Annotated in this window: 13 protein-coding genes and 2 tRNA genes; 1 reads left to right on the top strand and 14 read right to left on the bottom strand. The window is 61.4% G+C overall.

What is annotated here, in order from left to right; all coding sequences use genetic code 11:
• Window positions 1–97 precede the first annotated feature (97 nt).
• The 5 genes from ABDK11_RS03885 to ABDK11_RS03865 all read right to left on the bottom strand — a co-directional run bounded on the left by ABDK11_RS03885 (window position 98) and on the right by ABDK11_RS03865 (window position 4,520).
• On the bottom strand, window positions 98–901 hold the full coding sequence (locus tag ABDK11_RS03885; RefSeq protein WP_346838988.1) for a glycerophosphodiester phosphodiesterase family protein: 804 nt from the start codon (window positions 899–901) through the stop codon (window positions 98–100).
• A 139-nt stretch (window positions 902–1,040) separates the two neighbouring features.
• The gene (locus ABDK11_RS03880; RefSeq protein ID WP_346838987.1) at window positions 1,041–1,766 is read right to left on the bottom strand and encodes a polysaccharide deacetylase family protein; all 726 of its coding nucleotides are present in this window, start codon (window positions 1,764–1,766) and stop codon (window positions 1,041–1,043) included.
• Window positions 1,767–1,944: 178 nt separating this feature from the next.
• Entirely contained in the window at window positions 1,945–3,048 is a 1,104-nt protein-coding gene (locus ABDK11_RS03875) for a phosphoribosylaminoimidazolesuccinocarboxamide synthase (RefSeq protein WP_346838986.1), read from the bottom strand.
• Between the two features lie 79 nt (window positions 3,049–3,127).
• Window positions 3,128–4,234: an AI-2E family transporter gene (locus tag ABDK11_RS03870; RefSeq protein WP_346838985.1), complete on the bottom strand. Its 1,107-nt coding sequence runs from the start codon at window positions 4,232–4,234 to the stop codon at window positions 3,128–3,130.
• A gap of 19 nt (window positions 4,235–4,253) precedes the next feature.
• On the bottom strand, window positions 4,254–4,520 hold the full coding sequence (locus ABDK11_RS03865; RefSeq protein WP_346838984.1) for a sulfurtransferase TusA family protein: 267 nt from the start codon (window positions 4,518–4,520) through the stop codon (window positions 4,254–4,256).
• Between the two features lie 266 nt (window positions 4,521–4,786).
• Between ABDK11_RS03865 and ABDK11_RS03860 the strand changes: the two genes are divergently transcribed.
• Window positions 4,787–6,280, top strand: a complete 1,494-nt coding sequence (locus ABDK11_RS03860) for a M48 family metalloprotease (protein WP_346838983.1) — start codon at window positions 4,787–4,789, stop codon at window positions 6,278–6,280.
• A gap of 87 nt (window positions 6,281–6,367) precedes the next feature.
• Here ABDK11_RS03860 and nadA read toward each other — a convergent pair whose 3' ends face one another.
• The 9 genes from nadA to tolA all read right to left on the bottom strand — a co-directional run bounded on the left by nadA (window position 6,368) and on the right by tolA (window position 13,143).
• Window positions 6,368–7,426, bottom strand: a complete 1,059-nt coding sequence (gene nadA / locus ABDK11_RS03855) for a quinolinate synthase NadA (RefSeq protein ID WP_346838982.1) — start codon at window positions 7,424–7,426, stop codon at window positions 6,368–6,370.
• 250 nt (window positions 7,427–7,676) lie between these two features.
• Window positions 7,677–7,752: transfer RNA gene (locus ABDK11_RS03850), tRNA-Lys, on the bottom strand.
• Window positions 7,753–7,823: 71 nt separating this feature from the next.
• Window positions 7,824–7,899: transfer RNA gene (locus tag ABDK11_RS03845), tRNA-Lys, on the bottom strand.
• Between the two features lie 122 nt (window positions 7,900–8,021).
• Window positions 8,022–8,696 (bottom strand): 7-cyano-7-deazaguanine synthase QueC, encoded by a 675-nt coding sequence (gene queC / locus ABDK11_RS03840; protein ID WP_346838981.1) that lies wholly within the window; start codon window positions 8,694–8,696, stop codon window positions 8,022–8,024.
• Between the two features lie 92 nt (window positions 8,697–8,788).
• Window positions 8,789–9,448: a 7-carboxy-7-deazaguanine synthase QueE gene (gene queE / locus ABDK11_RS03835; RefSeq protein ID WP_346838980.1), complete on the bottom strand. Its 660-nt coding sequence runs from the start codon at window positions 9,446–9,448 to the stop codon at window positions 8,789–8,791.
• A gap of 96 nt (window positions 9,449–9,544) precedes the next feature.
• Window positions 9,545–10,414 carry a tol-pal system protein YbgF gene (gene ybgF, locus ABDK11_RS03830; protein WP_346838979.1) on the bottom strand — a complete coding sequence of 290 codons (870 nt, stop codon included), beginning with the start codon at window positions 10,412–10,414 and terminating at the stop codon, window positions 9,545–9,547.
• A 61-nt stretch (window positions 10,415–10,475) separates the two neighbouring features.
• A complete protein-coding gene (pal, locus tag ABDK11_RS03825) occupies window positions 10,476–10,955 on the bottom strand; it encodes a peptidoglycan-associated lipoprotein Pal (protein ID WP_346838978.1) in 480 nt (159 codons plus the stop codon).
• Between the two features lie 116 nt (window positions 10,956–11,071).
• Complete coding sequence (gene tolB / locus ABDK11_RS03820; protein ID WP_346838977.1) at window positions 11,072–12,367, bottom strand: Tol-Pal system beta propeller repeat protein TolB; 1,296 nt, start codon at window positions 12,365–12,367, stop codon at window positions 11,072–11,074.
• Window positions 12,364–13,143, bottom strand: coding sequence for a cell envelope integrity protein TolA (tolA, locus tag ABDK11_RS03815; protein ID WP_346838976.1), 780 nt, complete (start codon window positions 13,141–13,143; stop codon window positions 12,364–12,366). The genes tolB and tolA overlap by 4 nt, the downstream gene beginning before the upstream one ends.
• Window positions 13,144–13,150: the final 7 nt, after the last annotated feature.

Here is a 13,150-nt window from a genome sequence, read left to right as displayed (position 1 = left end):
TCAATGATAACGCCCTGTCAGCCGTGTCACGGTAAAGCCGGGATAGGTCCCGGCTGCGGATCGTGGGCGTACATCAGGACGCGGGGGGCCGGGAAGGCTACTGTCGGGTTCGCCGCATCCCGGCAATGTCGCCGGTGACAGCTCCCACGCCTTTTCCGCGAAAATCATACTTTTCCTCGAACGGCCGATGCTTGAGCCACAGGTAGGCGCTACTGCCGTGGTACTGGGCGCGCGCAGCGAACTGTTCGGGCCAACCCCACAAGTATTTGGCGTATTTGGGCGGCACGACGATCTTTGTATCGGTGCACGATTGCGGGAAAAAGCGGCTCCAGCCATAGAGCATATAGTCTTTGAAACAGCGTTTGCTGGATTCAATACTCAGCGCGGTGGGTACGGTGCCGGTGTTGTACAGCGGCAGGTTTTTGTCGGCGACGAAGTGAAAGAAATGCGCCGGGGACATCGACTGCTCGAATGCGAGCAGCGCCTGTACGGATTCTTTGTCGGAGGCCCACAGGTTGAGCCAGAACTCTGCGTGGGGATAGCGCTCGACCAGCTGGCGCAGGAACGGAATCCGCAGGCCGCGCCCGCGCCATGGGAAGGTCTTGCCACCATCGGCGGTATAGCCATAGCCGGCATCCAGCGAACGGAGATAGTCCATGTTTTTCCCGGCCGTCGCGCCTTTGCCGTCGGTGGCGCAGTCCAGGGTCGAGTCGTGAAATACTGCAAAGCGGCCATCGCTGGTGCGGTGGATATTCAGGTGCACCACAGAAGCGCCCGCCCGCAGCGCGGCATCGATCGAGGGCTGCGTGTTTTCAATCGTCTTATTGGCCGATGCCAGCAGGTGCCGGGCAGCGCAGCCGTGCGCCCCCGAGGGCAGCGTAATCCAGAAGCTGGCCGCCACCCCGATAGGCCACCAGCTTGCCCTTTTCAGCCAGCGGGTAATGCGGTGCCCTCAGGCCAAGTATCGCCGCGCCCAGGCAGAGGGCGATTATCGGGTATTTAAATCGCATTATTGTTATTCCTTATCTATTGTTGATTTTTTAGCGGCGATCGGCCAGGGCAAGAAGCTGTGAAACGGTGACGAACCGGTAGCCCTTTGCTTTTAGCGCGGAAATGATTTGCGGAACCGCCGCCATGGAATTTCTGCGACTCTTGAACATCACATGCATCAGGATAATGGACCCCGGCCTGGTATTTGCGATTGCATTGCGGGCGAGGTCTTCCGGACTGGCATCCGCTGGCAGCACACTGTCCGGCGCGACGTCCCAGGTGACCGAGGTGATGTCCCGGGAGGAAAGGAAATAAGGTAGCGTAAGCAGCTTTTTGCCGTAGGGTGGGCGAAAGGTGATTTTCCCGCTGTATCCGGTCCTGCGGATCAGGTCGGTGGTTTCCTCGACTTCCCGCTTTACAAAATCAAGACTCTTCAACAGCATCCTGCTGTGAGTAAACGAGTGATTGCCGATCTCGTGGCCCGCATTGACAATACCGCGCGCCGCGGCGGGATTCGACTGGATCGCGTTGCCCACCAGAAAGAAGGTAGCCCTGACGTTGTTTTCTTGCAGGATTTTGAGAATTTCCTCGGTGTACTCGCTGGATGGCCCATCATCAAACGTTAGCGCGACAACCTTTTTATCCGTCTGAACTCTGCTGACGAGTTCTCCCAGCAGCTGGTGTGTCGGGCTCCTGGCATATTTCCAGATACCGACCAGTAGTAGTGGCAGGCTCAGCAGGATAGCTACCGCTACCGTTTCCCTTTTCGTCTTCATTTTTGTCGTTCGTACTAAATGCTGTTCAAGGGAAATTTGACCAGACAAACCGGGATGGAATCGGTACAGATTCTGGCAGGACGCTGGTCAATTATGGCGAATTGTGGCAACGCCTGTTTTTCAGCCATAAAAAAACCGGCGCCAGCGCCGGTTTTTCGCGAACTCAAATCGTCTGCAATCAGTCGACCAGTCCATAGCCCCGGCGCAAAATATCAACCAGTTCTGCTTTGGGGTTGTCGGAAATCTCCAGTTTGCGGCCGGTGATCTTCTCCGCAATACCGACGTAGGTGGCGGACAGGTTCATCAACATGGATTCCGGCAGCTGGTTATCGCGGGCCAGCGCCTGGCGCTCATCCATACGCTCCTTATCGAGCAGGATATCGGGATCCGGAAAGTAGCTCAGCAGGGCCTGGCGGAAGCCCTCTTTGGAGTTTTCCACCACCTTGCCGTTGCGGTATTCGGCGCCGTCCCAGATACGGGAGGAATCCGGCGTGCCCACTTCGTCCATATAGATCAGCTTCGCCTCGCCGTCAGTGCCGGTGACATAACCGAACTCGAATTTGGTGTCGACGAAGATCTGGTCGATGTTTTCCAGCGCGGCAGAAATCACCTCGAAGCCCTCTTTGAGCAGCTTCTCGTAGCGATCGACATCGTCCGGCGAACGGAAGTTGAACGCCGCGTAATTATTCTCGAGATCCTTGCGGGTAATGTTCACATCGTCTGCTTCCGGCACGCCCGGAATGCCCTTGAGAATGCCCTTGGTGGACGGGGTGATTAGCAGTTCCGGCAGTTTCTGATCCTTCTGCAGGCCATCGGGAAGTTCGATGCCGCAGAACTCGCGCTCGCCCTTGGCGTAGGCACGCCACATGGAACCGGTGATGTACTGGCGCGCGATGGCCTCAATCATGACCGGGCGCGCCTTTTGCACGATCCACACCAGCGGGTGCGGGATGTCGAGGATGTGGCTGTCCGCCAGGCCGTTGTCCCTGAACAACTGGAACCAGTGGTTGGAAATGGCGTTCAGAGCCGCGCCCTTGCCGGGCACACCGCGCATGCCGCCCTCGCCGCTCCAGATACAGTCGAACGCGGAAATACGGTCGGAAATCACCATCACTGCCAGCGGTGTATCCGGGGGCACGGGGTAGCCTTTCTCCTCGATCAGGCGGCGGCTATCGGCCCCGGTCAGCCAGTAGACCGAGCGGACTTTGCCACTGTGAACGGGTTTGTCGGTGCGGATCGGCAGATCGTCATTGACCGCCAGCACTTTGTCAGCAAGGCTCATGGGTCTGTCCTTCAACTCGGTTTTGCAGGTGTGGGCGTGAAATTGAGGCGCGGATTTTAGCGAAGGCCGCGCTCCAGGGCTATTCCGCCGGCGCCTCGGGCTCGCTGGCCGCCTCGCGTGCCTGCCATTCGGCCTTGTGTCCCTCGGTGGGCCAGGCGTTCATGATCGCCTTCAGCAACGTGGCCAGGGGGATGGCAAAGAACACGCCCCAGAAGCCCCAGATACCACCGAACACCAGCACCGCGAGGATAATCGCCACCGGGTGCAGGTTCACCGCTTCGGAGAACAGCAGCGGTACGAGGACGTTGCCGTCCAGCAACTGAATCACCCCGTAGACGATCATCAGGTAGAAAAACTCCGTGCTCCAGCCCCACTGGAACAGGCCGATGGCGGCCACCGGTATCGTCACCACCGCCGCGCCGATGTACGGAATCAGCACGCTGAGCCCCACGGACACTGCCAGCAGCAGCGCGTAATTGACCCCCAGCGCCAGGAAGGCGGCATAGCTGGCCACCGCCACGATGGCGATCTCGATCACCTTGCCGCGCACATAGTTGGCGACCTGGTCGTTCATCTCGTACCAGATCTGGCGCAGCATCGGTCGCTGCTGCGGCAGGAAGGAACCGCACCACGCGATCAGTTTGTCGGAATCCTTGAGGAAGAAAAACACCAGGATCGGCACGATCACCGTGTAGATCAGCACTCCCGCCAGTATCGGCAGGTTGGCCAGCGACAGGGTCAACAGCGCCTGACTGATAGAGCCCAGCTCGTCGCCGATGGTCTTGAACAGGTCGTCGATCTGCACCGCCGATACCAGCCCCGGATAGCGATCCGGCAGCAACAACAACAGGCTCTGGCCGCGGGACACCATGTTGGGCAGTTCGTTGAACAGCCGCTCCACCTGGCGCCAGATGATCGGCAGCACCACAAAAAACAGCGCCGCGATTATGCCCACCAGTACCAGGCAGGCGACGCTGACCGCCAGTCCGTGGGGCAGCCGCCAGGTTTTCAGTCGATGCACCATGCCCTGCATCAAAAAGGCAATGATCAGCGCCGCCAGTACCGGTGCCAGCACCTGACCGAGCGTGGCCAGGACCACCAGCGCGGCCAGCAGCAACAGAACCAGCAGGACCACTTCCTCCTGGCTGAAGTAGCGATTTACCCAGTTTTTGACAATCGCGAACATAAAATTCCAAGTTTTATTGTCATGGCGTGACACGCAGCCAGTAACAGAGTTCTTCCCCGCAACGTTCGGCGCGCAGTAGTGGGCGGCCGCTCAATGCTGCAAAGCTGTGAAAATCGCGCCACGAGGCCGGGTCCGTCGCCCGTACCCGCAGCAGCGTACCCGGCGGCTGTTCCCGCAGTGCGCGGCGCAGCGCCAGCAGTGGCTGCGGGCACGGCAGGCCGCGGGCATCGATATCAAAGGCGGCATCCGAATCAACTGGCGGCGCTGTATCTGGTGACACGGTCATCGTCTATTCGTTCATCGTCGGGCGATTGCGCGGAGTATAACGCGGACCGCGCCGCGGAATCGCCGCCGCACACGGCAAATTTACCGCGATGCCCGCGCCGCGCCAGCGGGACTGCGTCACGCACCGGCGAACCTTTCACCGCGACATTGGTCAAAACCTCGACAGTTCGATGAGGTTGCGTATAGAGTTATCCCGTCGGGTGCCGGATAAGTGTCTTTCCGCACCGCAGAATGACCGCGTCAGGAGCAAACCGAGCAGTAACCCAGATGATCGATCGACCACCATTGCTTTCCATATGCCGACTGTGGCGCCGCCGCAGCGGCCTTGCCGCTCTGGGTCTCGGGCTGCTGCTCGGCGGCGCGCCACTGGCCGCGCTGGCCGACGAGGACCAGATCCAGCTGCCGGAGCTCGGTGACCGCAGCAGCGGCCTGGTGTCCCACGCCCACGAAAAAGAGCTGGGCAAGATGTGGCTGCGCATGTTCCGCAGCCAGGTGCGCACCTCCAGCGATCCCCTGCTGCAGCAGTACGTCGAAAAGACCGTGAAGGGGCTGGCCGAGTACAGCCCGCTGGAAGACAAGTCGATCAACGTGGTGCTGGTCAAGAACGATACCATGAACGCCTTCGCCGTCCCCGGTGGCGTCATGGGCGTGCATACCGGCCTGTTCCTGTTCGCACAGAATGAAGACCAGTTTGCCTCGGTGATCGCCCACGAATTGGGTCACCTGAGCCAGCGTCACTACGCGCGCTCCCTTGAGGCGCAGCGCAACAGCAGTATTCCCACCCTCGCCGGCATGCTCGGCGCCCTGGTGCTGGCCGCTACTGCCGGTGGCGATGCGGGTATCGCCGCGATGACCGCCACCCAGGCCGCGGCGCTGGATAACCAGCTGCGCTTCTCGCGCCAGAATGAGCAGGAAGCGGACCGGGTGGGTATCGAGACCCTGGCCAAATCGGGCCGCAACCCCGAAGCCGCCGGCGAAATGTTCGAACAGATGCTCAAGGCTACGCGCTACTATCGACACCCGCCGGAGTTCCTGCTGACTCACCCGGTAACCGAAAAGCGTATCGCCGACGCCAAACTACGCGCCAGCCGCATGCCCGCGGCGCCCACCCACGACACCCGCGAGTACCACCTGATGCGCGCACGCATCCGCGTGGCCGCGGAGCCGACGCCACAGCAGGCGATCAAGCGCTTCCAGGCGGAATTGCGCGGGGTCAATGACAGCGAAGATGCGGCCCGCTACGGCCTGGCCCTGGCACAGACCGCCGCCGGCAAGACCGACGACGCCGAGGCCACGCTGCAGCCACTGCTGGATGCTGACCCGGAAAAAGACGCCTTCGTACTCGCCCGCGCCGATATCGACCTGGCCCGCCACGATTACGACGCCGCCACTGAGCGGCTGCAGAAGGCACTGAAAGTCAATCCCGACAACCATGCTCTGATCATGGGCCTGGCCAACGCGCACTTCAAGGCCGGCAATTACCTCGCTGCCGAACGCATCCTCGCGAAACATAGCCGCGAGCGCCGCAACGACCCTGCGGTCTGGTACCTGCTGGCGGAGACTCACGGCCTGGCCGGGGACATCATCGGTGTGCACGAGGCCCGCGCCGAGTACTACATCCTCAACGGCGTATTCGACAAGGCCGCACAGCACCTGCGCCACGGCATTCGCCTGGCCAAGAACGACTACCAGACTCACGCGATCCTCGAGCAGCGGCTGAAAGACGTGATGAAAATGGAGCAGGAAGCCAAGGAGCTCTGACGAACCGGCGCTGACACAGTCCCGGATATAAAAATAGCGGCCACTGGGGCCGCTATTTTTGTATCCGGGGTACGCTCACCCTCGACCTCAGTCGAGCGGCTTGCGGAAGTCCAGCATCCGCTGCAACGGCACCATCGCACGCCGCCCCAGCTCCGGTTCGACAAAAATCTCGTTGTCGCCGCGCTCCAGCACGCCACACAGGTTTTCCAGCGAGTTCATCGCCATCCACGGGCAATTGGCGCAGCTGCGGCAGGTGGCGCCGGCGCCGGCGGTGGGTGCGATGATCAGCTCCTTGTCCGGGCACTGCTGCTGCATCTTGTAGAAGATGCCCTGATCGGTGGCGACGATAAAACGCTTCTCCGGGCGGGTCTTGGCCGCATTGATGATCTGCGAGGTGGAGCCCACCACATCCGCCAGCTCCACCACTGCCGCCGGCGATTCCGGGTGCACCAGCACCACTGCGTCCGGGTAGAGCGCCTTGAGATCCTCGACGCCCTTTGCCTTGAACTCCTCGTGCACGATGCAGGAGCCATTCCACAGCAGCACATCGGCGCCGGTCTCGCGCTGTACATAGCTGCCCAGGTGCTTGTCCGGCGCCCACAGGATCTTCTCGCCCTGGGCATCGAGGTGATCCACCACATCCAGTGCGATGCTCGAAGTCACCACCCAGTCGGCGCGCGCCTTGACCGCCGCCGAGGTATTCGCATAGACCACCACCGTGCGGTCCGGGTGGGCGTCGCAGAAGGCGGAGAACTCCTCCGGCGGGCAGCCCAGATCCAGCGAGCAGGTAGCCTCCAGGGTCGGCATCAGCACGCGCTTGTTGGGCGTCAGGATCTTGGCGGTCTCGCCCATGAACTTGACCCCGGCGACAATCAGGGTATCCGCCTGGTGCTCGGCGCCGAAACGCGCCATTTCCAGTGAGTCGGACACGCAACCGCCGGTCTCTTCCGCCAGGGCCTGAATCAGCGGATCAGTGTAGTAGTGCGCCACCAGCACCGCATTCTGCTCTTTGAGCAGCCGCTTGATACGTTCGCGCCACAGATCCAGCTCCTCTTCGCTGTACTGGTGCACAGCGGGTTCCGCCAGGTGCGACTGCACCAGGGAGCGGGGATCGGCGGAGGTGGTGGGAATGGACTTCTGGCTCATAACTACCTGACACTGCGGGAAAAGCGCGCATTATAGCGCTACGGCAATCTATCCGGCCAATGTAAGGAACTGTCGGCAGCGCCGCAGGGGCGGATTCTGGCCGTACGGGGTGCTGGGGTGCTGGGGTGCTGGGGTGCTGGGGTGCTGGGGTGCTGGGGTGCTGGGGTGCTGGGGTGCTGGGGTGCTGGGGTGCTGGGGTGCTGGGGTGCTGGGGTGCTGGGGTGCTGGGGTGCTGGGGTGCTGGGGAAAATGGTGGGTCGTGCTGGATTCGAACCAGCGACCAATTGGTTAAAAGCCAACTGCTCTACCAACTGAGCTAACGACCCGTAGAGAGGACGCCGAGCCCGAGGGCTCGGTCAGCAAAAAGGGCCGCTGTACGGCGGCCCCTTTCGGAATATGGTGGGTCGTGCTGGATTCGAACCAGCGACCAATTGGTTAAAAGCCAACTGCTCTACCAACTGAGCTAACGACCCTTTGGCTGCCTCGTTGTGAGGAGCTGCGTATCTTACTGATCTATTTCCGAAAAACAATACCTGACCGAAAAAAATCTTTGCAATTTGAAGGGGTTACGCGTGCGCCGCGGAGCAGCGCAGGCTCAGGCGTAGATCGTGGGATCAGCGAGGCCCGCCTCGGCGAAACCGGCGGCGCGCAGCCGGCAGCTGTCGCAGCGGCCACAGGCGGCACCGTTGGGCAGCGCCTGATAGCAGGACACAGTTAAACTGTAGTCGACGCCCAGCTCGGTGCCGCGGCGCACGATATCGGCCTTGGTCATATGCATCAATGGCGCGCGAATACTGAGCTTGTGCCCCTCGACCCCGGCTCGGGTCGCGAGGTTGGCCATGCGCTCAAAGGCCTCGATATATTCCGGGCGGCAGTCGGGGTAACCGGAGTAATCCACCGCATTCACCCCGACAAAGATGTCCTGGGCGCCCAGCACTTCGGCCCAACCGAGGGCAATCGAAAGAAATACCGTATTGCGTGCGGGCACATAGGTCACCGGTATGCCACTGGTCTCCTCCTCCGGCACGTCGATGCTGTCGTCAGTCAGGGCCGAGCCGCCAATGGCGCGCAGGTCCAGCGCAACCACCTTGTGCTCGCGGGCCTCCTGGTCCGCTGCAACCCGTTGCGCGGCGGTCAGCTCGGCGCTGTGTCGCTGGCCGTAGTCGAATCCCAGCGCATAGCATTCGTAGCCGTCGGCACGGGCCATGGCGAGCACGGTGGCGGAGTCCAGGCCGCCGGAGAGCAGTACTACAGCTTTCTTCGCAGTCATAAGCATCCTGTTCTGGTTTTCGTCGGGTCCACTGCGCGCACCGGGAGCCCGGCGGTGCGCACTGCGCACCCCAGGGTTCGTTGGCAGCAGGCTTATACGCCGGGGATATCACCCCACAGCAGCTTGTGTAGCTGCATTTGCATACGCACCGGGACACCCGCGTCGAGAATCCACTCGGCCAACTGGCGCGGCTGCAGCTGTTCATAACTCGGGGAGAACAGCACCTCGCCAACCCGCTCGACGAGGCGGTACTGGTCCAACGTAAAGCAGGCCCAGTCGAAGTCGGCGCGATCGCAGATCACGAACTTGACCTGATCGCGCGCAGTCAGCGCCTGGATATTCTCCATCCGGTTGCGATGCTGCTCACCGGAGGCCGGGGTCTTCAGGTCCACCACACGGGAGACACGCGCGTCCACCGCTTCTACCGGCATGGCACCGCTGGTCTCGAGGGACACCCGGTAGCCGGCGTCGCACAGTGCGGCCAGCAGCGGCAGGCAATTGGGCTGCGCCAGCGGCTCGCCGCCGGTCACACAGACGTGGCGGGCGGGGTGTTCCGCCACCTGCTGCAGGATCTGCGCCAGCGTCATGCGCTCACCGCCGTAGAAGGCGTACTCCGAGTCACAATAGCTGCAGCGCAGCGGGCAGCCCGTCAGGCGCACGAATACGGTCGGCAGGCCGGCATCGCGCGCCTCGCCCTGCAGGGAATAGAAAATCTCACTGATGCGGAGCGACTCCGCGGTCAAATCAGTCATGCGCACCACAATGAAAAACGCCCGGGTGGCACATGCCATCCGGGCGCGGGATCATAATTTTTTTTTGAGCAAAAAACCAGCGATGGGCCCGGGGGCCTAGAAGTTCTGTTCCAGATACTTCTTGGCCAAGCCGGCGGCACGGGCGTCGCTTTTGGCAACCTGCTCCAGTAGGTCGCGGGCCTTCTGGTCGTCCCCCAGCTGGTGGTAAACGGTGCCGAGCTTGTAGCGGCCGTCCCACACTTTACTGGAATTCGGGTAGCCGTCGAGCAGGGCCACAAACCACTGGCGCGCCTCTTCCAGATTACCCTGCACCAGCGCGATCTCACCCAGCCAGTAATTGGCATTGGGTGCGTACTTGCCATCGGGGAAATCTTTCAGCAGGCGCTTGAATTCCTTGCTGGCGCCAGCGTAGTCACCGTTGCGGGCGAGGCCGAAGCTGGCCTGGTAACGCTCGCGCTCGTCTTTACTCGCCGCGGGGGCAGCGGCATCGCCGGACGCGCTGGCGCTGCCGGAGACACGGTTATCCGCACCGGCAACCGCGGGCTGTTCGCCCCCCGCCGCCTGTTCGCCGGACTGGCCTTCGGCAGGCGCGGCGCCGGACAGACGGGTGATGCGCCGGTCGAGATCCATATAGTCTTCGGTGCGCTGCTGCTTCAGGCGCTTGACCTCGTGGCGCAACTCCTCCACAGAACCGCGTAGCTCCTGAACTTCCTGCTGCAGTACCTGCATCTGGTAGTAGGCGTCGGCCTGGGGATTGGATTGGGCGGTTCTCCGCTGGGCGGCACCCCGCTGCGCGCTCGCGTACTGCTGTGACGCGGTAGCGGCGCGGGTATCGCCATAGGAATCATTCTGGCTGTAGGAGGATTCCTGGTTTGCGGGCGTCGAAGTCTCGGTACCTTCACCGGTATTGTCACCGGACAGGTCGACTATCGGCGCCTGCGAAAATGCGGGCGATGCCACAGCCATTACGGCTGCGGCGATCGCGATCTGTCTAATCGTTAAGGACATTGGCATCCGATTCGATCAGTTAGTCTTGGATCACTACGCGACGGTTTTTCGCGCGAGCGGCTTCGGTGGAACCTTCCACGGCCGGACGCTCTTCACCGTAGCTGATAACTTCCAGGTTGCTGGCGTCAACGCCCTGCATGACCAGGAAATCGCGCACTGCGTTGGCACGACGCTCACCCAGAGCCAGGTTGTACTCACGGGTACCCAGTTCGTCAGCGTGACCTTCCAGGCGCACGTGGGTGTTGGTGCCGCGCAGACGATCGGCGTGCTGGATCAGCAGCTCGCGAGTTGACGGCTTCAGCAGGGACTGGTCAAAGTCGAAGTAAACGACGTTATCCAGGGGTACTGCTTTTTCCTGTGCCGGAGCTTCCACTACCGGCTCAGGGGTCTGGGTCATCTGCTGGGTCTGGGCGCTCTCATCGGTATCGGTGCTGGAACAGCCCGCCAATACTGCCAGAACACACGCCAGGCCCAGGCCAGTTTTAACTGATTTAAACATAAGCAACTCCGCTTTTTGTGTTATCGAAAAATCTTGTAAGACTTTCTAGCTTTTTAAGCTTGTCTTTATCCACTTACCCGCCGCAGGTACAGAGACATGCTGTACGGGCACCCCTATCACTCAATGTACGGCGACCACGCGGGCTCACGCACACTGCCCCGCTTGGATGGCAGTTTGTACTTGACCCCGGCGTCCAGTGACACCGCTGCCAGAATCCCTTTGTCCCCCTGCTTGGTCGCATACATCAGCATGGCGCCGTTCGGTGCGATGCTGGGGGATTCGTCCAGTCGTGTCTGCGTAAGCACACGAATCCTGCCGGTCTTGATGTCCATCGTCGCAATCGTGAATACCCCCCTGCTTCGATGCACCATCACCAGCGTCTTGCCATCGGGAGAGATCCGCGGCCTCGCGTTGTAGTCGCCATCGAAGGTTAAGCGGTCTACTTGACCAGTGGCAAGGGTCAATTCGTAAATTTGTGGCTTACCTCCCCTATCTGAGGTGAAAACCAGCGATTTGCCATCCGGCATCCAGTTCGGCTCGGTATCAATGGCGAAGTGCCGGGTCAACCGGGTGAACTTGCCAGTGCGCAGATCCATGACATAGATTTCCGGATTGCCGTCCTTGGACAGCACCATGGCCATTTTGGTGCCATCCGGCGACCAGGTCGGCGAGCTGTTCAACCCCTTGAAGTTGGTCAGCTGCTTGCGCGCCCCGGTCGCCAGGTTCTCGCGGAAGATCGCCGGCCGCCCGGTTTCAAACGACACATAGGCCACATCCTGTCCATCCGGCGACCAGGCCGGCGACATCACCGGCTGGCTGAAGCGACGAATCAGTTTCGGCCGTGCACCATCGATATCCGCGCGCATCAGCGAGTAGCTGCGCTGGCCACCGCGACGATCCTCCTCGACGTAGAGCATCTCGGTAGAGAAGGCTCCGCGAATACCGGTGATCGCCTGGTAGATCTCGTCCGCCGCCCGGTGAGCGATATCCCTCAGCTGCCGGCTGCCGCCACTGACCTGCTTGGTAAACATCTTGTGCTGGCCGAAGATGTTCACCAGGTCGAAACTCAGCAGGTATCCCGCAGCCTGGGGCTCTATACGACCGGTCACCACGTATTCAGTTCCCAGCACACGCCAATCCCGATAGACGACCTCTTCGGCCGACTTGGGGAAAGACAGCATGTCCTCCTTGGGCACCGGCTTGAACAGGCCACTGCGACGCAGGTCTGCAGAGATGATGCCGGATACATCCTCCGGCAACACGCCGTTGCCCGACCAGCTGAAAGGGGAAATGGCGATCGGCGTGGGATCGTCAATACCGCTGGTGATATCCACCACCAGCTGCGCACGTGCGCCGACGCTCAGAGCGACGGCGACGACGACGACAACGGTTTTCAGAAGCTTCTTTATCATTGGCGCAGATCTTCGACTCTAAAGTTCAACACGGTGGTACGGACCTCGCGCTCGAATACCGCCGGCTCCTTGCGTGCCAGCTCCGCCACTTCGGGGAAAACTTCCACCTTGCGGACGGCCTGTAGCACCGAGCGGTCGAGCGCAGGGTTACCACTGCTCTCGGTTATATTGGCCGCCACCACCCGGCCGGTGGGTACAAAGTTGATTTGTACCACGGTGAGCATACCGTTGCGGGCACTGGGCGGACGGCTCCACACGGATTCGATGCGCGCCTGGATCGCCTGGGCCACCGACATCACTGCCTGGGTGTCCTCGCGCGCCTCCATCAGATCCTCTTCTTCCTCGAGGGCCTCGTCAAAGGCACTCTGACGCTGTTTTTCCAACTGTTTCTCTTGCTCTTTCTCCTTACGCGCCTTTTCTTTGCGGGCCTTCTCCTGGGCCGCCTTCTTCTTGCGCGCGGCCTCGGCCTTGCGCTTTTTGTCGGCCTCGACCTTCTTCTTGCGCTCGATGGCGGCGCGGCGCTTCTTCTCTGCCTCGGCCTTGCGCTGGCGCTCCAGCTCGCGCTGCTTGCGCTTCTGGATCAGGTCGGTCTTCGGCGGCGTTTTCTTCTTTATCGCCGTCGCGTCCATGGTCACCAGCTTGGCCTGCACGAACTTGGGCATCGGCTTGTGCTCGGGGCGGCTGCTCGCCTGCCAGCCGAACGCCAGCACAGCGATCAATCCGCCGTGCAAGGCCAGACTGATCAAAACCGCCAGTGCGTAGGAGCCTCTATTCACCAGCCCG

The sequence above is a fragment of the Microbulbifer sp. SAOS-129_SWC genome (assembly GCF_039696035.1).
Taxonomy (GTDB): domain Bacteria; phylum Pseudomonadota; class Gammaproteobacteria; order Pseudomonadales; family Cellvibrionaceae; genus Microbulbifer.
Note: the sequence above shows the minus strand (reverse complement) of the source record. Positions and strands in the feature narration are given on the sequence as shown.

Bases quoted from the DNA above. Each gene is read 5' to 3' on its own strand.
- ABDK11_RS03865 (WP_346838984.1), bottom strand. From the start codon at position 4,520: ATGACCGTGTCACCAGATACAGCGCCGCCAGTTGATTCGGATGCCGCC.
- queC (WP_346838981.1), bottom strand. From the start codon at position 8,696: ATGACTGCGAAGAAAGCTGTAGTACTGCTCTCCGGCGGCCTGGACTCC.
- tolB (WP_346838977.1), bottom strand. From the start codon at position 12,367: ATGATAAAGAAGCTTCTGAAAACCGTTGTCGTCGTCGTCGCCGTCGCT.
- ABDK11_RS03880 (WP_346838987.1), bottom strand. From the start codon at position 1,766: ATGAAGACGAAAAGGGAAACGGTAGCGGTAGCTATCCTGCTGAGCCTG.
- ABDK11_RS03870 (WP_346838985.1), bottom strand. From the start codon at position 4,234: ATGTTCGCGATTGTCAAAAACTGGGTAAATCGCTACTTCAGCCAGGAG.
- nadA (WP_346838982.1), bottom strand. From the start codon at position 7,426: ATGAGCCAGAAGTCCATTCCCACCACCTCCGCCGATCCCCGCTCCCTG.
- ABDK11_RS03875 (WP_346838986.1), bottom strand. From the start codon at position 3,048: ATGAGCCTTGCTGACAAAGTGCTGGCGGTCAATGACGATCTGCCGATC.
- ABDK11_RS03860 (WP_346838983.1), top strand. From the start codon at position 4,787: ATGATCGATCGACCACCATTGCTTTCCATATGCCGACTGTGGCGCCGC.
- pal (WP_346838978.1), bottom strand. From the start codon at position 10,955: ATGTTTAAATCAGTTAAAACTGGCCTGGGCCTGGCGTGTGTTCTGGCA.
- queE (WP_346838980.1), bottom strand. From the start codon at position 9,448: ATGACTGATTTGACCGCGGAGTCGCTCCGCATCAGTGAGATTTTCTAT.
- ybgF (WP_346838979.1), bottom strand. From the start codon at position 10,414: ATGGCTGTGGCATCGCCCGCATTTTCGCAGGCGCCGATAGTCGACCTG.